The 22,539-nt window shown below is 48.6% G+C and carries 23 protein-coding genes and 1 riboswitch; of the genes, 21 read left to right on the forward strand and 2 right to left on the reverse strand.

The window, feature by feature from the left end; genetic code table 11:
* Nucleotides 1–89: 89 nt before the first annotated feature.
* The 9 genes from ABEW73_RS15400 to ABEW73_RS15440 all read left to right on the forward strand — a co-directional run bounded on the left by ABEW73_RS15400 (nucleotide 90) and on the right by ABEW73_RS15440 (nucleotide 9,412).
* Nucleotides 90–458 carry a hypothetical protein gene (locus tag ABEW73_RS15400; protein WP_430169997.1) on the forward strand — a complete coding sequence of 123 codons (369 nt, stop codon included), beginning with the start codon at nucleotides 90–92 and terminating at the stop codon, nucleotides 456–458.
* Between the two features lie 230 nt (nucleotides 459–688).
* Nucleotides 689–855: riboswitch (FMN riboswitch) on the forward strand.
* A 135-nt stretch (nucleotides 856–990) separates the two neighbouring features.
* Nucleotides 991–1,971, forward strand: coding sequence for a DMT family transporter (locus ABEW73_RS15405; RefSeq protein WP_430169995.1), 981 nt, complete (start codon nucleotides 991–993; stop codon nucleotides 1,969–1,971).
* Nucleotides 1,972–2,179: 208 nt separating this feature from the next.
* A complete protein-coding gene (locus ABEW73_RS15410; RefSeq protein ID WP_430169993.1) occupies nucleotides 2,180–2,722 on the forward strand; it encodes an RNA polymerase sigma factor in 543 nt (180 codons plus the stop codon).
* Nucleotides 2,723–2,783: 61 nt separating this feature from the next.
* Nucleotides 2,784–3,785, forward strand: coding sequence for a hypothetical protein (locus ABEW73_RS15415; RefSeq protein ID WP_430170025.1), 1,002 nt, complete (start codon nucleotides 2,784–2,786; stop codon nucleotides 3,783–3,785).
* A gap of 463 nt (nucleotides 3,786–4,248) precedes the next feature.
* Complete coding sequence (locus tag ABEW73_RS15420; protein ID WP_430169991.1) at nucleotides 4,249–5,214, forward strand: ABC transporter permease; 966 nt, start codon at nucleotides 4,249–4,251, stop codon at nucleotides 5,212–5,214.
* 13 nt (nucleotides 5,215–5,227) lie between these two features.
* The gene (locus ABEW73_RS15425; RefSeq protein WP_430169989.1) at nucleotides 5,228–6,100 is read left to right on the forward strand and encodes a carbohydrate ABC transporter permease; all 873 of its coding nucleotides are present in this window, start codon (nucleotides 5,228–5,230) and stop codon (nucleotides 6,098–6,100) included.
* Nucleotides 6,101–6,148: 48 nt separating this feature from the next.
* Entirely contained in the window at nucleotides 6,149–7,774 is a 1,626-nt protein-coding gene (locus tag ABEW73_RS15430) for an extracellular solute-binding protein (protein WP_430169987.1), read from the forward strand.
* A 105-nt stretch (nucleotides 7,775–7,879) separates the two neighbouring features.
* A complete protein-coding gene (locus ABEW73_RS15435) occupies nucleotides 7,880–8,680 on the forward strand; it encodes a Nif3-like dinuclear metal center hexameric protein (RefSeq protein WP_430169986.1) in 801 nt (266 codons plus the stop codon).
* Between the two features lie 57 nt (nucleotides 8,681–8,737).
* Nucleotides 8,738–9,412: a GntR family transcriptional regulator gene (locus tag ABEW73_RS15440; RefSeq protein ID WP_430169984.1), complete on the forward strand. Its 675-nt coding sequence runs from the start codon at nucleotides 8,738–8,740 to the stop codon at nucleotides 9,410–9,412.
* 83 nt (nucleotides 9,413–9,495) lie between these two features.
* On the opposite strand, the gene ABEW73_RS15445 is transcribed toward ABEW73_RS15440, so the two are convergent.
* Nucleotides 9,496–10,269 carry a sporulation protein gene (locus ABEW73_RS15445; RefSeq protein WP_076322948.1) on the reverse strand — a complete coding sequence of 258 codons (774 nt, stop codon included), beginning with the start codon at nucleotides 10,267–10,269 and terminating at the stop codon, nucleotides 9,496–9,498.
* A gap of 231 nt (nucleotides 10,270–10,500) precedes the next feature.
* Between ABEW73_RS15445 and rlmD the strand changes: the two genes are divergently transcribed.
* The 5 genes from rlmD (at nucleotide 10,501) to ABEW73_RS15470 (ending at nucleotide 15,137) form a co-directional block, all read left to right on the forward strand.
* Nucleotides 10,501–12,099, forward strand: a complete 1,599-nt coding sequence (gene rlmD / locus ABEW73_RS15450) for a 23S rRNA (uracil(1939)-C(5))-methyltransferase RlmD (RefSeq protein ID WP_430169982.1) — start codon at nucleotides 10,501–10,503, stop codon at nucleotides 12,097–12,099.
* A gap of 76 nt (nucleotides 12,100–12,175) precedes the next feature.
* Nucleotides 12,176–12,733 (forward strand): DUF4256 domain-containing protein, encoded by a 558-nt coding sequence (locus tag ABEW73_RS15455; protein WP_430169981.1) that lies wholly within the window; start codon nucleotides 12,176–12,178, stop codon nucleotides 12,731–12,733.
* Between the two features lie 380 nt (nucleotides 12,734–13,113).
* Nucleotides 13,114–13,689, forward strand: coding sequence for a 50S ribosomal protein L25 (locus ABEW73_RS15460; RefSeq protein WP_339292598.1), 576 nt, complete (start codon nucleotides 13,114–13,116; stop codon nucleotides 13,687–13,689).
* 199 nt (nucleotides 13,690–13,888) lie between these two features.
* Nucleotides 13,889–14,593 (forward strand): DNA alkylation repair protein, encoded by a 705-nt coding sequence (locus ABEW73_RS15465; RefSeq protein WP_430169979.1) that lies wholly within the window; start codon nucleotides 13,889–13,891, stop codon nucleotides 14,591–14,593.
* 142 nt (nucleotides 14,594–14,735) lie between these two features.
* On the forward strand, nucleotides 14,736–15,137 hold the full coding sequence (locus ABEW73_RS15470; protein ID WP_430169978.1) for an iron chaperone: 402 nt from the start codon (nucleotides 14,736–14,738) through the stop codon (nucleotides 15,135–15,137).
* Between the two features lie 37 nt (nucleotides 15,138–15,174).
* On the opposite strand, the gene ABEW73_RS15475 is transcribed toward ABEW73_RS15470, so the two are convergent.
* Nucleotides 15,175–15,603, reverse strand: a complete 429-nt coding sequence (locus ABEW73_RS15475; RefSeq protein ID WP_430169977.1) for a GNAT family N-acetyltransferase — start codon at nucleotides 15,601–15,603, stop codon at nucleotides 15,175–15,177.
* Between the two features lie 347 nt (nucleotides 15,604–15,950).
* Between ABEW73_RS15475 and erm the strand changes: the two genes are divergently transcribed.
* The 7 genes from erm (at nucleotide 15,951) to ABEW73_RS15510 (ending at nucleotide 22,533) form a co-directional block, all read left to right on the forward strand.
* On the forward strand, nucleotides 15,951–16,817 hold the full coding sequence (gene erm, locus ABEW73_RS15480) for a 23S ribosomal RNA methyltransferase Erm (protein ID WP_430169975.1): 867 nt from the start codon (nucleotides 15,951–15,953) through the stop codon (nucleotides 16,815–16,817).
* Between the two features lie 128 nt (nucleotides 16,818–16,945).
* The gene (locus ABEW73_RS15485) at nucleotides 16,946–17,323 is read left to right on the forward strand and encodes a MerR family transcriptional regulator (protein WP_430169974.1); all 378 of its coding nucleotides are present in this window, start codon (nucleotides 16,946–16,948) and stop codon (nucleotides 17,321–17,323) included.
* Nucleotides 17,320–17,640, forward strand: coding sequence for a thioredoxin family protein (locus ABEW73_RS15490; RefSeq protein ID WP_430169972.1), 321 nt, complete (start codon nucleotides 17,320–17,322; stop codon nucleotides 17,638–17,640). The genes ABEW73_RS15485 and ABEW73_RS15490 overlap by 4 nt, the downstream gene beginning before the upstream one ends.
* A gap of 391 nt (nucleotides 17,641–18,031) precedes the next feature.
* The gene (locus ABEW73_RS15495; protein WP_430169971.1) at nucleotides 18,032–19,045 is read left to right on the forward strand and encodes a phosphotransferase family protein; all 1,014 of its coding nucleotides are present in this window, start codon (nucleotides 18,032–18,034) and stop codon (nucleotides 19,043–19,045) included.
* Nucleotides 19,046–19,339: 294 nt separating this feature from the next.
* Entirely contained in the window at nucleotides 19,340–19,720 is a 381-nt protein-coding gene (locus tag ABEW73_RS15500) for a MerR family transcriptional regulator (protein ID WP_430169969.1), read from the forward strand.
* The gene (locus ABEW73_RS15505) at nucleotides 19,713–20,453 is read left to right on the forward strand and encodes an SDR family oxidoreductase (protein WP_430169968.1); all 741 of its coding nucleotides are present in this window, start codon (nucleotides 19,713–19,715) and stop codon (nucleotides 20,451–20,453) included. The genes ABEW73_RS15500 and ABEW73_RS15505 overlap by 8 nt, the downstream gene beginning before the upstream one ends.
* A gap of 151 nt (nucleotides 20,454–20,604) precedes the next feature.
* The gene (locus tag ABEW73_RS15510; protein WP_430169966.1) at nucleotides 20,605–22,533 is read left to right on the forward strand and encodes a PAS domain S-box protein; all 1,929 of its coding nucleotides are present in this window, start codon (nucleotides 20,605–20,607) and stop codon (nucleotides 22,531–22,533) included.
* The last annotated feature ends 6 nt before the right edge of the window (nucleotides 22,534–22,539 follow it).

The following is a 22,539-nucleotide window of genomic DNA, read 5'->3' on the forward strand; positions in this document are numbered from 1 at the left end:
AGACATTTGTGAGCGATTAAAGAGAAGTGTCCAGGCATCCGATATTTGAAGTAAAGGTTAAAATAACAATTGGATAAGGATGTGAGTTCATGCGCATTGAGTCTGCATATACATACTGGAGTCCTGTGAAATCGAAGAAAGCAGAACCAGCCCAAGAAGGATTTGAACAGCTGCTCCAGAAGAACAAGAAGGAAGAAGAGGGCAAGGGAAAGATGGTAACCGTTAGAGAAGGCGGTTATTTGCGTCAGTATATGGTTCGGCCGGATGGAAGCAAAATGCTATTAAGTGAGACGAAGCAGTTCGAGAGTGAATCCGCCGCCAGTTCAACAGATCTATCAATGTCGTTTCCTCGAGCAGGGGGAATGAGCCTCAATACCAAGGAAGCTCTCGATCTGTTATGCCTTCAGGCTGGGGCGGTCGGTACCCGTTCCATCTATAAGGTATTCGATATAAATTAAAAGGAAAATGGCAAAAAATCATACTGGTAACAAATCGATACTTGCTGTATAATTCTCAGTAAGTCTTGGTTGAACGTGAGATTTTTCATTGTATTCAAGTCTAATTTCATTTATCTTGAAAATAGATGTATTTACATGAAAGAATTCATGTTATAATTCAATACATTAACTAAGCTTATAGGAATTATCGGTTAATTAGTATGGATGCATCACAAAAATAAAACATGAATATGGATCTTCGGGGTAAGGTGAAATTCCTGACCGGCGGTGATGGTTCGTTCCTTCGTGAACGAAACTCAGCCCGCGACTCGCTGCGTTCTGGTATGAATCTGAATGCAGCGACTGACTTGGTGCAATTCCAAGGCCGACGGTAAAGTCCGGATGGGAGAAGATCAAAGATGAGTTTGCCGTGGATGCGAAATTTTGCATTCGACGCAGGCTTATTTGATCAGCCCCCGTATAAGTCGACACATGTCGACAACGGGGGCTTTCTGCTAGTAAGACCTCCGTATTCAAGACAGGAGAGGGCAAGATGAGTAATATGAATACTGGAGTCAAGGTGAAACCCTATGATTCCGACGCACAGGCAAGTCGACGCTTTAAGGGAGGGTTCTGGCTCGTCGTTTTGGGAGCCGCCCTGTGGGGCGTAGACCCGTTATTCCGGGTCATTCTGCTCAAGAATCTGACGTCAGCTCAGATCGTTTTGCTTGAACACATCATTATTTCTCTAATCGCAATCCCTGTATTGTGGAAGAACCGCGAGGAATTAAAAAGCCTTGGCTGGAATCATGTCGGCGCGCTGTTGTTTATATCCTGGGGCGGCTCGGCATTAGCAACCGTCTTGTTTACGATGGGGCTGTCGAGCGGCAATCTGAATGCCGTCCTGCTGCTTCAGAAGCTGCAGCCGCTGTTTGCCATCATACTAGCTAGTTTGCTTCTGAAAGAGAAGCTTCCGCGTCATTTTGGGATTCTGCTGATCATCGCTTTGGCGGGCACATATTTATTGACCTTCGGCTTAACCCTGCCGATTGGCCATTGGAATGAGTTTATTCAAGTTGGCAGTCTCTTGTCCTTAGGCGCAGCAGCGCTGTGGGGCGGTTCAACCGTGATGGGACGCCTGATGGTAGGCAAACTGAAATACGAGACGGTAACCTCGCTGCGTTTTGTGCTTGCATTGCCGCTTCTGACCGTCATTACGTGGAGTGAGGGGGCAGCATGGAATATGCCGGCATGGAATACCGGAGCATTTGCCCTGGTATCGCTGAACCTGATCGGCCAGGCACTGCTGCCGGGTCTTCTGAGCTTGCTGGTTTATTATAAAGGATTAACCACGACCAAAGCCTCCGTGGCAACACTTGCGGAATTGAGTTTTCCTATGGTGGGCGTGCTGATCAACTGGATTGTGTTCCAGCAAATCGTGACAGGGCCTCAACTCCTTGGATTCCTACTGATCTGGATCGTGCTGTTTATCATATCGAGACAGCAATCCGAAGCTTCTCCACAATTAACATAATTTCATTAATGCTTGCAGAAAAGTCGATCCGAATGGGATCGGCTTTTTTGTCGTTACAAAGCTGTTCCAATGGGTCTGTCGCCCTTGCAAAGGGATCATTTTTTCAAAAGATGTGTAGGGTTTCCGGAATTAAAGGTGTCTTATATAGTAGCACGGGATCTATGACTTGGTTCAACCAAAAGAGATGGTTATAAAGGGGGGAGGATCCATGGAGGATCAGACATTGCTGGATGGGCTTGCGAGGAAAGATCCGCGATGTTTTGAAATATTGGTTGACCGCTATTCACGCTACATAGCCGCGGTGGTCGCTAAGGTGGCTGGTGGACGGTTTAATTCCTACGATGTGGAGGAAATCACCGGGGACGTGCTGGTCAAGTTGTGGAAAGACGGGACAAAAATCATACTGCGCGGAGATAGTCTCAAGCCTTATTTGGCCATAGCCGCCCGTAATCATACCTTGAATGCATTGCGAAAGAGGCAGCGGGTCATTGAATCCGAATTGGAAGATGACGCCGTTTCTTGTCCCTCTGCGGAGGCACTGGCTATTCTACGGCAGGAAAAGGAAACGATAAGCGGCATGGTACAGGGGATGGGCGAACCGGATCGCGAAATATTCATCCGCAGGTACTTCTATTTAGAGAAAGTCCGCGATATTGCAAGCCGGCTGAATATGGAGGAGAAAGCCGTCACCGCCCGGATCCGCCGGGCAAGGGACAAACTGCGCATACATTATGAAACGGAGAATCCGTAGGATTTCTATAAAGACCGTGTCTATAGGAGTGAAGCTTCAAATCGATAGCGAAAGGGGATGGATGCAAGTGAAGCGGCGAATTGTAGATATCATGGCCAATATCGACAATCAGGAGCTGGACAACCTCCTCCTTACGGAGGAAGAGGAACGCGAGTTGACGCAGCAGATCAGTATGGAACGGATCAAGACCCGAGCGATGAACCGTATTCAAGAGGAGGAAACGATGGTGTTTAAAAACAGGAAAGTGAAAAAATACAAAGCCAGTATCGTTATCGCTGCCGCGATGATTATGATACTTAGCACGACCGCTTTTGCGAGCCAATACATGGATAGCTTGAAGCAGTTCTTCGGTCAATCCGCGTCCATTGCGGAAGACGAACGGTCACCTATACAAGGGACGGATACAGCGTCCGGGGTAACCATGAATGTTGAAGAAGGCATATACGTCGGCAACAGCGGTTATTTGGTGGTCAGTTTCATGAAAGAGGATGGCATGCCATTCCCCGAGGGTGCTTCGATCCCCCTACTCGAACTGAAAACGGAGCAGAATGTGAATTATATGGTGGGGCAGCAGCTTCTTGACGATAACAAAAAGCTTGTCGGCGTATTTGAGATGGATGCGATGAATGACCTCGAGGGGCTGAAGGCACGGATCACAGCCGATCGAATCACGTCAGCGGACAACACCCAAGCCGTTGAAGGTCCTTGGAATGTGCATTTCACCATTTCTCCCGGCAAGCAAAGAGAACAGAGTCTGAATCTGGCGATTGATGAGGGTGAGGAAGCACTGTCTCTCAGCACCATTAGTGTTTCATCCATCGGCGTGGCCATCGAAGGCAAGCGTACCGACGGTGAGTTGGATGAACTGCCGGATTATACGCCGGAGGTTAAGGTCATCGCCGCGGACGGATCAGAACTGATCCTTCATGCTAGCTCGACAAGTACGACAATGAGAGGGTTTCAATGGCTGTATAATCTGGACAGCAAGCATAACCTTGTTTTTCTGGGGGATATGGATATCAAGAGTATCAGCATTGACGGCAATGTGACGGAGTTGAAGTAAATATAGATATCCAATAGCCGTGAACGCAGCAGGGCCACAGCCTGAATGCGCTCACGGTTTTTCTGAGACTTCGGCTCGAAATTTTATAAATAAGAAAAAAATGTATTGAAATTGGTGAAAACGTCCATTAAAATGTAACCAACTACCATACTAGTTATACTAGTATGGTGAAATATGACTCTCTACATAGGTGGGAGAAGCAGCTGGTTCACTTTGTCAGTCTAACGTTCATGATACGGGAGTCTATTTTTTGAACATTATTGTAAGCGCTTAACATTAGAGGGGGGATCAATAGAGGCCGGATATTACCGATTATCCTGGCGCAACAGTTGCAGCCTGCTTATAGCCGTAATAGTTGTAAACGATTTCATTGTATGTATTGAGATGAATAATGAAATACGGCCGTATTCCGTGAAGGAAGAGGTATGCGAAGAGGCCATACGGATTGGAGTGAATAACGTCGATGGAGCCAAAAGTTGCAAATCATTCCTTGCCAGCCGTGAAAGCGGCCAAGAAACCACCCAAACTTAAAACCGTCGCTGCCCTGGTCCGGAAGGATTGGCAGCTGTATTCCCTGTTGATTTTGCCGGTTATGTACCTGCTTATTTTTAAATACGGACCGATGATTGGCAACGTGATCGCGTTCAGGCGATTTATGCCCGGAGGCAGCATCTATGGGGAGAAATGGGTGGGACTGCATTATTTCAACATGTTTGTCCATGACCCTGCGTTCTGGAACGTGTTCAAGAACACCCTGCTTCTCGGTGCGTTGTCCCTGCTCTTTACGTTCCCGGTTCCCATCATCTTCGCGCTGCTGCTGAATGAGGTGAAGAGCAAGCGATTCAAGAAATTCGTCCAGACGGCTTCTTATCTCCCGCACTTTCTGTCCATCGTCATCGTTGCCGGGATGATCCTGCAATTGACATCGGTTAATGGCTCTATTAACTCGCTTGTTGAGTTCTTTAATGGAGAACGAATCAATTTCATGCAGCGCGCCGAGTGGTTCCGGACGATCTATATCTCTTCGGAAATCTGGCAGGGCATGGGCTGGGGCGCGATTCTGTATCTGGCGGCATTAACGACGATTGATGAATCCCTGTACGAGGCGGCAAGGATCGACGGGGCCAACCGCTGGAAGCAAACGCTGTTTGTCACGATTCCGGGCATCCTCCCGACGATTGTGACGCTGCTGATCCTGAATATGGGAGCGTTCCTGGCGGTAGGGTTCGAGAAAATATTGCTGCTGTACAATCCGGTCATCTATGAGACGGCTGACGTCATCTCGACTTACTTGTACCGGGTGGGTCTCGTATCAAACAACTTCAGTTATGCCACAGCCATCGGACTGTTCGAGTCCGTGATCGGACTTATATTGGTCTTCTCCGTGAACGCGATCTCGCGAAGACTGACGGATCGAAGCTTATGGTAAGGAGGGAGCCTATATGAAGGAGTCAAGATCTTATAAGGCATTCAAAGTATGCAATGCCATCATCCTGCTGTTCGTTGTCTTCATCACGCTGTACCCCTTCCTGAACGTGGTCGCTCAATCCTTCAGCAGCGAGTCGTACATCAATTCAGGGAAGGTGAACCTGATTCCGAGGGGCTTCAATCTCGATACCTACAAAACCGTGACCAAAGACGCCATGTTTTGGACGAATTACAAAAACACCGTCGTTTACAGCGTGGTCGGCACCGCGATATCCATGTTCTTAACAACGATTTTTGCTTACGCCTTATCCAAGAAAAGGTTAGTAGGCCGAAAGTTTCTGACGATGTTTGCCGTGTTCACGATGTTCTTCAATGGTGGGTTGATCCCGAACTATGTGCTCATTAACAGCTTGGGCTTCAGCAACTCGATCTGGGCCATTGTAATCCCGGGAGCCATCAGCATCTATAACATGCTCATCATGAAATCCTTTTTTGAAAATATGCCGGAAGAGCTGGAGGAAGCCGCGGCCATTGACGGCCTGAACACCTACGGCATGCTGCTCCGGATCGTGCTGCCCTTAAGCAAAGCGGTGATCGCTACCATGGTTCTCTTCTATGCAGTCGGGCACTGGAACTCATGGTTTCCAGCCTTTCTGTACCTGGATCAGAAGGAGCTTTTCCCGGTTACGATCTATTTGCGGAACATGATAGCGGGCGCGACGGGCGTAACTTCCGCAGGCGCCACCTCTGCCGATAACCTGACGCAGATATCCGCCAATATCAAATCGGTGACCATGGTGCTGACCATATTGCCGATATTGACGATTTACCCGTTCGTGCAGCGATATTTCGTTACCGGTATTATGCTGGGCTCCGTAAAGCAATAGGATCATCCATCGATTGGCCATTATTGATATTTTGGGGGGAATAGGAAAATGAAAAAAAGTCCTCGTTCGTTTGCTGGCAAAGCTTTATTGATATCGATGATTGTTGCGGTATTGGCGGCGTGTACCGATAAAACAGGCGGCAAAGAGGCCGAGATTCAAGATAAGGGCGCCATGGAAACTTACGCGGTAGGCGATATGTTCAAGGCGGCGGAGCCGTTCGATCTGTCCATTCTTTACAGTGACCAACCGGCTTATCCTTACAAGCAGGACTGGATGCTTTTTGCTAAACTAAAAGAAATGACAAACGTGACCTTAAAGCCGACGATCGTGCCGATGAGCGATTACAGTCAAAAACGCAGTCTGCTGATCAGCTCCGGTGACGCTCCGCTGGTCATTCCGAAGACTTACCCCGGGGAGGAATCCGCGTTTGTGGCTTCCGGTGCGATTCTGCCGATTAGCGATTATATTGATCTGATGCCGAATTTCAAGGACAAGATCGAGAAATGGGACATGGAGAGCGAACTGGAGGGACTTCGCCAGGAGGACAAGAAATATTATGTGCTTCCGGGCCTGCATGAAGCGGTGTGGCCGGACTATACGCTGATCGTGCGCACGGATATTTTCGAAAAGCATAATATCGCGATTCCGACCACCTGGGATGAGCTGTATACGGCCATGAAGCAGCTGAAGCAGGAGTACCCGGACGTTACGCCGTTCTCCGACCGCTTCAAATTCAACAGTACGCTGAACATCGCAGCTACGGGTTTTGGCACCAAAGGCGGATGGGGCTACGGCAGCGGACTTACGTATAAGGAAGACACGGATGAATTTGTGTATACGGCAGCAACAGATGAATATAAGGATATGCTGGCCTACTTCCACAAGCTGGTGGATGAAGGACTGCTGGACAAAGAGAGCTTTACCCAGGATGACGATCAGGCTGTGCAAAAGTTCGTGACCGGCAAATCCTTCATCATTAACGGCAACTCCCAGACCGTGGTCCAGCACCGCAATGATATGGACAAAACGCTGGGCGAAGGCAAGTATGCGATCAGCAAAATCACGGTTCCCGGCGGCCCGGCAGGCCAGCTGATGTCCGGCAGCCGACTCGAGAACGGGGTGATGATCTCCTCCAAAGCGAAAGAGAGCGAGCACTTTAAAGCCATCCTGCAGTTTATCGACTGGCTCTATTACAGCGATAAGGGACAGGAATTTACGAAGTGGGGCATCGAAGGCGTGACGTATACGAAGGAAGGCGGCGTGCGCAAGCTGATGGACGATATTAACTACAACGGACTGAATCCGAAGGGCACAAAGGATTTGCGGATCGAACATGGCTTCTCGGGCGGGGTATTCGCATACGGCGGTACGACCGAGCTGCTTCAATCCATGTTCAGCGAGGAAGAGCAGCGGTTCCAGAAGAGTATGAGCGAAACGAAAACCGTCGTGAAGCCGGAGCCGCCGATTCCGTACTCGGTCGAAGAACGCGAGCGAGTGACGCTTTTGAGCACGCCGCTTAAGGACTACACGGATCAGAACACGCTGAAGTTCATTCTGGGCGACCGCGATCTCGCCGAGTACGACAAGTTCGTGAAGGAGCTGGATAGCCAGGGCGTGGGACAATACCTGGAGATTGCGAATAAGACTTATAAAAATTATAAAGAGCAACAATAACCAACGGATCGACAGACTGCCGTTTCCTTAAGGAAAGGCAGCCTGTTTTCGATTCGGATGGTCGCGATGCGCCTGCAAGGTTGGCGACAAGGAGGTTGATCTAATTTGAGTGTGACCGTTCAAGACGTAATCAACCGATTAACAGAACCGGCGGGAAACCTTGAATCCACGGTGGACAGGATTGTAGCTGGAAGCGCGGATACCGTCGTTCACGGCATTGCCGTCACGTTCGCCGCCTCGCATTCGGTTTTGCAGAGAGCCATACAAGCGGGAGCAAACCTTGTGATTACCCATGAGGGGGTCTTTTACAGGCACCATGAGGATGGAGTGGAAGGGATGCAGAGGAGTCCTGTCCACCAGGATAAAAAAGATCTGATCCAATCCGCCAATCTGACGATTTACCGGTTTCATGATACGCCTCACAGGTACGTACCCGACATGATTACGCAGGGATTAGTTCAGGCGCTGGACTGGGAACACTATATCGATAAGTACCTTCCGACAGCAGCCATCGTCACAATGCCCGGAGAAATGACGGTTCAGGATGTTGCCGTAGATATAAAAAGAAAACTGAATCTTCCTTATCTTCGTTATATCGGGAACCCAAGCGGAACATGCTCCAGAATCGGCATAACCGTTGGCTACCGGGGCGGCGGAACGCACGCCATTCCCCTCTGCGTGAATGAGCGGCTGGATCTTCTTATCGCCGGCGAAGGCCCGGAATGGGAGACGCCCGAATATATCGGCGATGCAGCGGCCCAAGGCCGGAACCCGTCCATGCTCCTGCTTGGCCATGCCGCCAGCGAGGAACCCGGCATGGTCTGCGTGGCCGAGCGGCTGCGAGAGCTTTTTCCGAAGATTCCCGTACATGATATACCGTCCGTCCCCTTGATTCAGGTAATATAGAGGGAGGATAACGTAAGCAAAGAGAACATAGAGCATAGGAGAAAGAGGTAACGATATATGTCAACAGAGCAAAAGATTAAAGGCTCTACCAGGGAATATTCATATCAGCTGCTGAAGGACCGGATATTCCATCTGGAGCTGGAACCGGGTACGAAAATCTCGGAAAAAGAAATTGCGGATGAATTGAACGTCAGTCGAACGCCGGTCCGGGAAGCGTTTATGAAGCTTGCCGAGGAGGAACTGCTCGACATCATTCCGCAAAGCGGGACAATCGTATCCCGTATTAATCTCAGGCATGTTGAGGAAGGCCGATTTATCAGGGAGAAGATCGAGAAGGAAATCGTGGCGCTCGCCTGTGAGTTTTTCCCTGAAGAGTTCCGTTTCCGACTGGAAACCAATATTGCGCTTCAGGACGTATGCGCAGGCAACCACAATTTCTATAAGCTGTTTGAGCTGGACGAGGAGTTCCATCAAATTCTGTTTGAGGGTACGGGCAAAGAACGGACCTGGAAGATGCTGCAGCAATTGAATATTCATTTCAACCGTCTGCGGCTGCTTCGTCTGTCCAAGGACTCCAACTGGGATCATATTATCTCGCAGCATAAAGAAATATATCAGCTGATCGTCCATAAACAAGCGGAGCAGGCCATGAACGTGATGGAGCGTCATCTGCGCCTTGTCGTTGTGGAGCAGGATATTTTACGCGAGAAGTATCCGCAATATTTTATTTAACAAGCGATATCATTCATTAAAAATCAATGACCCGCAGGAGAGTCACTTGGGATCAAGTGAGCTGCCTTGCGGGTCATTGTTCATTAGATCGATCTGCGGATGACACGGTCAAGCATTTGGGCCACGTGGGATGGACCTTGATCCAGATCCTGTTGATCCAGGGTTACCCAGGAATGCTGTTCATCCATATCGAGTGATCGCTGGAGCCAGCCTGAAACGCCTCTGCCTCTGCGGTCGACTTCGACCAGAATGGAAATCCCGTCCTGCTCCGGATAGAGGATCAATTCAAGCTCTGTGATATGGCCGGCATAGGAGGAGCCAGGATAAAATTCAATTTCTTGCACAAATGGAACACCCCGGCCTAATCTCGGATGATATTCGCATGTTGCTATTTTGAAGCTGAAGCCAAGCGCTTCCACGGCGTCAAACACAACGGATGCGTCCGCGTTCGGTTCAACGTCGATGAAATCACGATCCTTCGGATCGATGGCATTATCAATATCGAGTCCGGTATGGATCCATACCGGCTGCCGTGAAATGGTGAGCGGCGTTTCCAGCGGCAGGGGAAAAGAGAATGGTATTTCCTGTTGATCGCCAGGCTTCAACGTGAGGCGGCTGGAGACATTGATTTTGGCAAGGGTATAGGATTCTATGTATTTCTTGTCGTCGCTTTCCTTGGTATATTCCGTCATCACTTTCAAGTAAATGCGGTCGACTGTCTGCTCTACGTTGCCTCCCTTAATGTGAATGATGCCGCGTACTTCTTCACCCGGATAATAGGAGGATTTCTCGAGATGCGTATCGATCTGGGCTGCTCCAATTCCTACACTGGCTAGCATTTTGTTAAAAAACGACATAAAAGATACCTCCATAAGAGAATGTATGATAATGGAATTATACGCTGGGGGTTCACCTCTGGTTTCCGAATTGCAAAAATATTTTTTTGCGGTTTTACGCAGTGAAGATGTTGACGTCAAGGAAGCAGAAGAACACCGATGAAATCGGGAAAAAGAACACGGCCCGTTAGCATTCGCAGGTTCGGCGTGGTATATTGGACACGATACCATTAAGGATGGAGAAATCAAGGCATGAGTGAACAACGACGTTCTGGACATGGAACCAAAAACAACAAATCAACCGCATACGGGAAGAAGCCGGGTGAGCGGACTGCAGCGAACCAAGCTGGGGCCAAGCCGGCTTTTAAGCATGAACATAGGAAGAACAAGGATTCGTTATCGGCTTCATCGTATTCGAAGGCGAAACCGTCCGATAAATATAAGCAAGAAGTACGCGGGCCAAGGCTTTCATCTGGACGTGAGCACGCGGATGAGCTGCAAGCCGGGGACGTTATAGTCGTTACGATCAAACGGCTTGGGATTAACGGCGAAGGAGTCGGTTATTACCGCCGCAAGGCGGTGTTTATTGACGGAGCGATCACGAACGAAGTGGTCAAAGCCGAGGTGAAAGAGGTCCAGCCTAAATTTATTAAGGCACAGCTGGTAGAAGTGGAGAAGCGTTCCCCTTACCGGATTGAACCCCCTTGCCCGGTATTCGGCATCTGCGGCGGATGCCAAATTCAGCATATCTCTTATGAGGGACAACTGCAGGCCAAGACGGATATAGTACGTGAGGCGTTCAGTCGGTATGCTGGACGGGACGATGTGAAGTTTAAGCCGATCCTCGGCATGGAGCACCCATGGGATTACCGGAATAAAGCGCAGCTGCAGCTGAAACGGAAGGGCCATGAAGTGATTGCAGGGCTCTATGAAGCGGACAGCCATACGATTGTGGACATTAGCGGCTGCCCGATTCAGCATCCGAAGGTGAATGAAGCGGTGGAAAAGGTCAAATCCGTCCTCGAAGAATTGCGGATTCCGCTGTACAAAGAGAATGGAAGCAAGGATGGCGTACGGACGATTGTGGTTCGCCACGGCTTCCAATCCGGGGAGATTCAGGTGACGCTGGTCACGGCCGGAAGCAAGCTGCCAAGGCAGGACGATCTTGTTCGCATGCTGCGCCTTACCATTCCGGAGCTGAGCGGGATTTCACTCAATATCAATCCGAAGAAAACCTCGCTCATCTTCGGAGACCGAACGATCTCGCTGTGGGGAGCCGAGAGCATGCAGGAATCGCTGAGCGACCTGCAATTCTCGCTATCGCCCAGAGCGTTCTTCCAGCTGAATCCGCAGCAGACGGTCAAGCTGTACGAGTCGGTCCGGGGGGCAGCCGGCCTGACGGGAAAGGAAACCGTCATCGACGCCTACTGCGGAACCGGCACGATCGGGCTGTGGCTTGCGCCTTATGCCCAGGAAGTGCGCGGGATCGAGACGATCCCGGAAGCCGTCGAGGATGCCAAGGCCAACGCGCAGCGAAACGGACGTGCTAACGCGAGCTTTCACGTCGGCCAGGCAGAGGAGCTGCTGCCGCGCTGGGTTAAGGAGGGCATGAAGCCGGACGTCATCATTGCCGACCCGCCGCGCACCGGCCTGGACCCGCGCTTCCTGGAGACGGTGCTTCGTACCAAGCCGAAGCGGTTTGTGTACGTATCCTGCAACCCTTCGACTTTGGCGAAAGATTGCAAGGTGCTTCTTGACGGCGGTTATGAGCTCGAATGGGTGCAGCCGGTTGATATGTTCCCGCAGACGAGTCATGTGGAGGCGGTAACGTTGTTGGTGAGGAAAGAATAGATGAGATGTGATAGTGTTGCTCAAAGTTATACGGCGTGGTGGGTATCGCACATAACTGTATGAGGAGGAATCTAAATTGGCAAAGGAATTGTCAACAGAACAACGTGAAGAACTACTCACAACATTGAAAGCTCGTTTTGAGAAGAACATGAATCGCCATAAAGGCCTTGAATGGGCTGACGTACAAGCCAAGCTCGTAGCAAATCCTGAAAAACTATGGTCGCTCCATGAGATGGAAATAACCGGCGGAGAGCCGGATGTTGTAGGTCATGACAACAAGACGGGCGAATACATTTTTTATGATTGTTCAGCTGAGAGTCCAAAAGGCCGCCGAAGCCTTTGCTACGACCGTGAAGCGCTGGAATCAAGAAAAGAACACAAACCGAAGAATAGTGCCGTTGAAATGGCAACCGCTATGGGCATAGAATTGCTATCGGAAGAACAATACCGGGAATTGCAAAAGCTTGGAAATTTCGATTTAAAAACATCGAGCTGGGTGGTAACACCTGCCAGTATTAGAAAACTCGGCGGAGCCATTTTTTGTGATCGCCGCTACGACACTGTCTTTGTGTACCACAATGGAGCGGAATCATACTATGCTGCCAGGGGATTCCGTGGCTCGCTAAGGGTTTGAATTTTGAAGGGGTTTTCGATAAATGTACGGTAGGACAAATAGATGAGATGTTTTGATGGAACTACACAGAGGGGCGGAAAGCTCCTCTTTTTCGTATAATCATAACCACTCGGAATTCCTTCCTGTAATGGACCCCCCATACCACCGCGGTCGACAACCCCCCTTTTCTATGATATGGTAGCAAGTAATTAGGCATTTCGTTCCCATGGGACGAGGTGCCTTCTCGCATATATAAAAGCGTTTTACATTAAATGTCTATCTGGAGGTGATGCAATGGTGCTCCTACTTTCCCCGCTACGGGGGGAGAAATCCGTAGTTCATTATGGATGATTGATGGTGAGTACACCCAAAATAACGATAATCTGAGGAGTGTTGTTGAGATGAGAGTAAATTTACGAGCAGAAACGCGCGCCGCGATGAACAAAACCGGACTTAAGCAGCTTCGTCTTTCGGGGCGAATTCCGGCAATTGTATTTGGCACAGGGGAAGAGAATATGATGATTCAACTGTCCGCCAAAGAATTCGGCAAATGGGCAAGGAACGGCAAAGGAGGAATCCTTGAGCTTCGTTTTGACGATCGGGAGCCGCTTCCGGTTTTGCTGGAGTCGGTTCAGCGTGATCCAATCACTCGTGAATACATCCATGTCGACTTTTTACGTATTAATATAAATGAAGTTGTGCGCACGAGAGTGAATCTCGATTACATCGGTACCGCCAAGGGAGCCAAACTTGGAGGAGTCGTCCAAATACAAAGCACGTTCATCGAGATTGAGTCCTTCCCGGACCGTATTCCTGCCACCATTCCTGTTGAAATCAGCGAACTGGAGATTGGGCATTCTTTACATGTCGGGGACCTTAAACTGCCTGACGGCGTCGTGCTGATCTCTTCGGCAAACGAACTGCTCGTGTCGGTGGTGACACCGAAAGTCCAGTTGGAAGAACCGGAGGCTATGTAACTTCTGCTGCCGGCGATTGCTTCCCGATATTCCATCGGGAAGCAATCGCCGTTTTTTTTGCTGAAAACCTTGAGCGTAATGTTATATTTTCCATCAGGGAGGACTAGGCTTGGCCGGCATTATTATTGTACACTCAAGTCATGTGGGGTGCGGCTTATTCGGCAGCTGCATACTAAGCCAATGAAGGAAGTGTCAAACCATGAATGCAGAATCCGTTATGTTGGAGCTTGAAGCACTCGGCAAGGAACGGCTCAAGAAAATATACCTGTCCAATGGAGCGCGTGAACCGCTCTTTGGCGTGGCGACAGGCGCCATGAAGCCGATTGCCAAGAAAATCAAAATCAATCAGCCTTTGGCTGAGCAGCTTTACGCCACCGGAAACTATGACGCCATGTACTTTGCCGGCATCATTGCAGACCCAAAAGCGATGACGGCAGCGGATTATGATCGCTGGATGGATGCGGCCTATTTTTATATGCTGTCTGATTATGTGGTTGCCGTAACGTTGGCAGAGGCGGATATCGCGCAAGACGTTGCCGATCAATGGATCGCAAGCGGTGAGGAGCTTAGAATGTCGGCGGGGTGGAGCTGTTACTGCTGGCTGCTCGGGAGCAGACACGATCGTGAGTTCCCGGAAAGTAAAATCTCGGCCATGCTCGAACTGGTGGAAAAGACCATTCATGAGTCTCCGGACCGAACGAAATCCGCGATGAATAATTTCATGTACACTGCAGCCGTATCTTATTTGCCGCTCCATGATAAGACGGTTGAGACCGCAAAGGCCGTAGGACCGGTAGAAATGAAGCGGGGTGACAAGAGCAAGTTCCTGAACGCTTCCGAAAATATTAGAAAAGAAGTCGAGAGAGGGAAGCTTGGTTTCAAACGCAAGTATGTGAGATGTTAAACCATTCGTTCGTTTTAATCGGCAAAGCAAGCGGGATTCTGACGGAACGTTTCGATTGGTGTGCGATACAGGCGATAAACGGCTGGGAATGAACGCTGATCTCGTTTATGAAACCTATTAACCTGTGAAAGGACGTTATCTCATGAAAGAGGATAAAATCGTTTACGGGTCGATCGATGAATATATTTCAAGCTTCCCTCCCGAGGTTCAAAGCATTCTCCAGACATTAAGACAAGTGATCAAGGAAATGGCCCCGGAAGCGAAGGAAAAAATCAGCTATCAGATACCAACCTTCGACTATCACGGAAATTTGGTGCATTTTGCGGCATTTAAGAAGCATATCGGTTTTTACCCGGCCCCTAGCGGCATTGAGGCGTTCCAAGATGAGTTAAAGGAATATCATAAGTCCAAAGGTACCTTGCAATTTCCCATCGATAAGCCCTTGCCCTATGACCTGATACGCCGAGTCGTTCAATATCGGGTCGAGCAAAACCTGCATAAGGCAAACAGCAAATCAAAAGGGAAGAAGTCGGTGGAGAGCTGAGATGGAAGACCAGAGAAGGCGGTTTTACTGCCTTCTTTTAAAGTTCCTTCTTCATATAGTAATGCGTATGCCGTCCGGCATTCTCGATCTTGCCATATACCTCATAACCCTGCTTGATGTAAAAATCCAAGGCTTGAAAGCTAAGTGTATCCAACTTTGCGAACTCGCATTGATTCTCTATCGCTATTTTTTCCACCTCGTTTAACAGCCTGGCTCCGTACCCCGATTTACGGTATGGTTCATCCACGAATAAGTAGTGGATCTCCAGCCAGTTCCAGCATATTTCCCCCACAATTCCGCCCAAAATCTGACCGTCCGCATTCCTCAACAACAGGTTTACTTCCTGGTACCGGTCTTTTAAGTCGTCCGGGAAGTGCATTAAGTTAAACTCGATCAATTGATTTCTTACGTAATGGCTATCCTCGCTATTTGACGCTGTGACTTCATTCGTAAAATAGATTTCCATATCGGTTTGCTCCTTCTAGTATGCCGGTACACTGATATTCATTAGGATTCGGAATCATAGAACCCTATCTTCCTCAACATACCATACCCAGCGCATGGATTGACGGTAAAAAATATTTTTAAAAGAATGTACCCGTGAGGCAGGGGAATGCCTATGCTATACTGTGGTTGTTATTTTATCCGTTTCATCTAAGGGAGGATTGTCCTAACATGTGTTGCATCGCATTCATACGTATTCGTTAATGAAGGTACAGAACAACTAAATCCATCCATTTTCATGTAAAAATGCGAAGGATTATTTGTGCTGTGCCTTTTTCATTACTATACGAATGAATGAGGTGCTTTTTTGTGTCCAAAAATAATAAAAATCATCGGGAAAAGTTGAAGAAACCGTCTAACTTTTCCGCGCAGCATTTATTAATCAGTAAACGGCTGATTCATGATATGATCGATTTGGCCCAGATCCGATCCACCGATACCGTTCTCGATATCGGAGCAGGGACAGGGGCATTAACCTTTCCGCTGGCAGAGAAGGCGGCACATGTGCTTGCGATCGAGACAGATCCGGCGTTTGTGGATAAACTGTTCAGCAAGATAAAAGATGGAAGCAACATTCGCGTCAAGCAGTCCGATTTCCTGGAGGTTCCTCTTCCGAAACGTCCGTTTGCCGTCGTGGCGAATATTCCGTATTCGATCACCACGCCGATCATGGCGAGGCTGCTGGATCATCCCGGCGTGCCGCTGCAGCGAGCCGTGCTGCTTGTGGAAAAGGGTGCAGCCAAACGTTTTACGGCAGTTCCTGTTCAAGATCCGCGTATCTTAAGCTGGAGGATGTATTATGACATTCGGCTTGTGCGAACCGTATCGCCTCAGCATTTTGCGCCGCCTCCCAAAGTGGTGTCCGCTATTCTAGCTATCAACCGGAGGAAAAGGCCGCTCATTGCCGCACAGCATCAGCCGAAGTTTACTGCGCTGGCAGCCTACGGATTGCAGGACTCGCGGCTGCCGTTATTCGCGTCTCTGGCGGGCGTGTTCACGCCTCCCCAGATTACGAAGCTGGTCCGAGTGCTGGGGGTGGATCGAGAGCTCCCCATCGGTAGGCTGAACGAAGAGCAGTGGGGAACTGTATTTCATACGATGCTCCAGCATGTGCCGCCCGATCGTTGGCCCAAACTTTCTACAAGCTCCAAAGGCAAATCCAAGAAAAGAAAATAACATTCGATGGAGATCTCCGTCGTTTCTAATATGTTCACTTTTAAAATATTCGCAGAATTCGCTTGACCCTGACACTAGTGTCAGGGTTTACAATGATATCGAATCGTTCATCAAGGAGGCATAGAAGCATGAAAATCGGAGAACTTGCAGCCCGTACCGGAGTCAGCATCCGTTCGCTTCGATACTACGAACAGCAGGGATTGCTTATGCCGGTTCGCAACGAGAACGGATACCGGGAGTATTCGAGTCTCGCAGAAGAACAGGTGCGTACTATCCAGTTGTATTTGAATCTGGGGTTGTCCACCGAGCAGATCGCCGGTTTCCTGCATTGCGTCTTGAAAAATAAAGAGGCGTTTTGCGCGGAGGTGTTCCCGATTTTCCGTCAAAAAATTGCCGAGATCGATGCGCAAATTCACCAGCTGAATCATATTAAGATGAATCTGGAGGAACGCATGCAATCGATTCTGGATGAACGAGAATCGGAAGAAGCGGAGGAATGCAAATGAGTTTACCACGAATAGATGCAGCCAGCTTTCAAGGCGCGATTAAACAGAATGGAGTCACGCTTGTTGAATTTGGAGCCACATGGTGCCCGCCGTGCAAAGTGCTGCTTCCCATTCTGGAGGAGCTGAGTCAAGAAGAAACGGGTCGCCTGGATGTCTATCAGGTGGATTGTGATGAATCTCCGGAGCTTGCCGCTCAATTCGGCATTATGTCCATGCCGACGGTGATTGTGTTTCATAACGGAGAACCGGCAGACAAACTGATTGGACTTCGGCCTAAGAGTGTGTATCAAGCGGCGCTAGGCCGTTATGTATCATAGAATTGAATAATCGATGAATGAGCGAAAACGCCTCTGATGTTTGATGACACAGAGGCGTTTTTTATTGATGTAGAGGGCATTATTCGCCGTGTATCGAATTCTTATATAGCAACCGTAATAGGCTGCAGAAGGAGATTCTTTCATGAGATCAAGAAGGAAAATCGCATCACTTCTGATCATTATCGTACTAAGCTGTCTTGCCATGAGCATGGTAGACGCGTGATCCGTCCGGATTATGGCTGTTCACCTTCCAGAGAAAACACATCCTGATGTCCTTGCTGCTGGGATTCGGCGTATTCACTTTCATACTCGGCGGATACTTTTTGTTGCGTCCTTTATTTGATTTCAACAACGTAATGGGGGTTCCATAATCTTAAGGGAGGTGTTTTATTTGACAACAGAGATCTTTCTCTCAACCAACCCCATCGGCCATGTAACGGATGAGCAGCTTCAAGCTGTGCTGAACAGGCACCATCTAGGGAACCTCATATCAGCTGAGAAAACGTCTAAGGGAGTAGGAAATCAGACGTTGTTCATTAACTCAAGCAAAGGAAGCTATGTATTGAAGGGAAATCCCCTTTATGCAGGACAGTTCGCTGAAGAGAAATTTTATACGGACTATTTGCAAGAATATACATCACTGCCTTTATCGGCCCCATATCTGCTGGATGAGTCCGGCGATATTTTCGGCTGGAGCTACGCGATCATGCCCCGTCTTCATGGCGTACATATGAATGATCCGCAATTTAGAGCAAGGCTTGGTGCAGCCGATCGAATCGATATTGCCTCTTCAGCAGCTAACATTTTAAATGAAATGCACCGCTGGAAAGTGGATCAGTATGGCGAGCTTGATCCGAGAACGCGAAGAATTCGCCCGTTTGAGGGATCTTATAAAGAGTGGCTCTACCATCGGATTCGGTTTTGGTTGCAGGATGCCAAGCAATATTCCCAGATCACGCCAACCGATACGGAGTGGGTGGAAGAGGTGCTGCGTGACTCTGCGGATGAATTCGATAAGCATGGCTCACCTATTTTTGTTATGGGGGATTTTAAGGCGGAAAATATGCTGGTAGCGTATGATACGGTTTGTCAGGAGTGGCGAATCAGCGGCATTTTTGATTTCACGACCGGATATTTTGGGGATGGAGTTGCGGATTTGCCTAAGATGGTGATTATGTATTGGGATTTCGAGGAACAGGAAGTAGCGAGGCATTTTATACAGATGTACTTACAGGGCTCTGCAAATAAGGAAGGCTTTGTTGATCGATTTAGGGTGCATATGCTCCATCAGCGTTTATTGGATTGGGGATGTGCCAAAGCGATTGGTGCAGTCACTTGGGATCCGCAGCTTGCCTTTTCAGAATGGGCAAAAGATTATGTTTATGCCATGGACGACTTGAAATAATGGAGTGCATCATGTGCTGAGTAGAATAACCTGAACGAATTGTCAGGTCCCGGATAAAAGGACAGAGCAGTCATTACAGACTTACGCTCCGTCCTTTTTTAGATATCAGAAAGTATAAACTTCGAAGCATGGCCTACCTGATATCGCAAGAAAACAACATCTAAACGCGGTCTCTCTTCTTTGAGAGTACGTCGATAGACGCTTTTCTTATATGATTCTGGAATTTCGGATTGACCTTCACATGATGTGATGGTTTACAATGCGGTTAACCGAATGAGAAAGGAGCTGCTGCGTGTGTATATTCGTGAATTGTCACGTAAAACGGGCGTAAGTTTGCGTTCCTTGCGTTATTACGAGGAGAAGGAACTATTGTCTCCGGACCGTCAGGATAATGGCTATCGTGAATATAAGGAGACGGATATTGAGCGGGTTCGGCTGATCCAGATGTATTTTAACCTGGGATTGACGGTGAAGGAGATTATGAGCTTTTTCCAATGTGCGTTTGATGAGCAGCTCAAAATCGAATGTCTCCCGAATGCGGTTGAGGTGGGTAAGCGGAAGTTGGATGAAATTCAGCTGCAGATCGAGCTGCTGAAGCAGGCGGAAGCCCATTTGCAGGAGAACATTACGGCATGGGAAGCTATTTTAGACAAGGGGGATCAGCTTCATGAATAAGGTTGACGGACAGGATGTGAAGCGAGTGGCTGTCGTGACGGGGGGCAACCGCGGAATTGGAAAAGAGATTGCGAGACAGCTCGCTGCCAAAGGGCTTCAGGTGCTGATTACTTCCCGGGACGAAGAGAAGGGGAGGCTGGCTGTTCAAGAATTGTTTGCGGACGGGCTCCATGTGAAGTTGCATATAGTGGATGTCCATGAAATCAACGATGTGGCACGGATGATGGAGCAAATACAGTCAGACTACGGCCGCCTTGACGTGCTGGTGAACAATGCCGGGGTGATTTTAGACCGGGGGGTTTCTGTGCTGGATGTAGAGGAGTCGGTGATGCGCGCAACGCTGGAAACGAATTTTTTTGGTGTTTTGCGTATGACGCAAGCGGCGATTCCTTTGATGAAGCTGCATCATTACGGGCGTATCGTAAACATCTCTTCCGGTCTTGGAGCCTTCGAAGTGATGCAGGGAGGATACGGTTTAAAAGGGTCATCCTCGGCTTATCGTATCTCCAAAACGATGCTGAATGCGTTAACCTGCCTCGTTTCTCAGGATGTAGCGGGTACCGGTATAAAGGTAAACGCGGTTTGCCCGGGCCGAGTTCAGACCGATATGGGTGGTGCAGATGCTCCGTTAACCGTTGCCGAAGGGGCTGATACAGCTGTATGGCTGGCGACGTTGGAGGATGATGGACCGAGCGGGGAGTATTTCCGTGAGCGGCAGGTCATTGCTTGGTAATGTGGTGGGATTTTCGGTATGCAGGGGAAGACGTCTATTGTTTGGTTTACCGATGATGACGCTGCTAATGATTAACTGTATAAAAATACTCTGAAAAAGCCCCATTTCGAAAATGCTGATGTATAATAATCGGTATCAGGAGGTGCAGAGTATGAGTGATATCAACATTTTTGGCCATCAGGCTTTGTTTGAACATGTCTACAAAAGTGCTCCCATAGGCATTGCCCTGGTTACGATAGAAGGAAATTGGATCAGCGTAAATCCTGCGGCTTGCAAAATGTTTGGCTTCACGGAAGAAGAATTGATGTCACAGCCGGCAACCGATTATATTTATTCTGATTGCATTAACAATAAAGATAAATTGTTTCAGTCTTTGGACGAGTCGTCCTCAACCATTGCGGTGGAAAAACAATTCGTACATAGAGACGGTCATGGCATCTGGGCATCGATGCATGTTTCTCTGGTTCGTGACGAAAAGGATCAAACCCCTTTATTTTTCATTTCGCAAATTGTTGATATTACCAAGAGCAAGATAGCCGAGCGAAAGCTCCAAGAGAGTATTGAACGCTACACTTCGCTGAAGAAGTATAACCATGATGCGATCATCTCCTTCAATCTGGAGGGGCGGATCATTAACGGGAATCAGATGGCAGAGCAGCTGACTGGTTATACAATTCCGGAATTAATTGGAACCAAGATCTCGAATTTGATTGGTGAACGTAATCTTGCCCGCGTACTCTCTGCTTCAGCCGATTATGTTGCTGTCGAGAAGGGCATTAACGTCATCCATCACAAAAACCGACATACGGTTGAAGTGCTCGCTACACTGGCACCCATTGTTATTCATAACAAGAATGTGGGTTTTTACATTATTGCTAAGGACATGACGGATCAGAAGAGGCTCATCATTGAGAAGGAAGCAGCCGAGAAGACAAATAAAGCCAAGAGCGAGTTTCTGGCGATGATGAGCCATGAGATCCGTACGCCAATGAATGGTGTTATCGGGATGACGGACCTGATACTTGAGACGGAGCTTGATGAAGAGCAGCGGGATTATGTACAAATCATTAAGAAAAGCGGGACAACCCTTCTGAACATCATCAATGATATTTTAGACTTCTCCAAAATCGAATCGGGCAGAACGGAACTGGTGGAGGAAACATTTAACCTGAGAACGGCTTTGTCCGAGACGTTGAACCTGATTCTTCCGAAGGCGCTGGAGAAGAATATTGAGGTAACCACATCCGTAGCTTCGGACGTTCCGAATCAGGTTTACGGGGATGTGACGAAGCTGAGGCAGGTCTTAATGAACCTGCTTAGTAATGCCATTAAATTTACGCCTAATGGTGCCGTCTCCATCTCTGTGCAGTGTGTCGAGAACCAGGGGAACTCGGCCCTTATCCAATTCTCCGTTATGGATACGGGCATTGGCGTGCCGAGTGAGAAGGTTGCGCAGCTATTTGAACCCTTTTACCAAGTGGATCATTATATGACCCGTCAGGTGGAAGGGACGGGGTTGGGGCTGGCGATCTGCAAAAAACTCGTTCAGTTGATGGGCGGAGATATCTGGTACGAGAAGAATCAGAACAAGCCGGGGTCTGTCTTTACGTTTACGGTTGATTTTTCGTTTAAGTCGAATGCTGGAAATAATCAGGAGAATGGGGCCGTTCTCAAGAATCACTCCATAGGAAACGATCTGAAAATTTTGATTGCCGAGGACAATGAGGTGAATCAGTTAGTCCTCAAAAAAATGATTGAGAAATTGGGATACAATTCGACCACCGTCCAGAATGGACTTGAGGCGGTTGAAGCCTTCGAGCGTCATGCGTATGAGATCGTATTCATGGACATTCAGATGCCCTTCATGGATGGAACGGAAGCGGTCCGCATCATAAAAGAATCGGCATCATCCGAAAAAGAGCCTTATATCGTGGCCGTCACGGCCCATGCGATCAAGGGCGATCGCGAGAAATATTTAGGGATGGGCATGGACGAGTATGTAAGCAAACCTGTCAGCATGAACGTTATATCGACGATTATTGATAAGTTTCTGGCTGAGCGCGATATGCCTCAAGCCTAAACAGGA

The organism is Paenibacillus lautus (assembly GCF_050482385.1).
GTDB classification, from domain to species: Bacteria; Bacillota; Bacilli; order Paenibacillales; family Paenibacillaceae; genus Paenibacillus_AQ; species Paenibacillus_AQ lautus_B.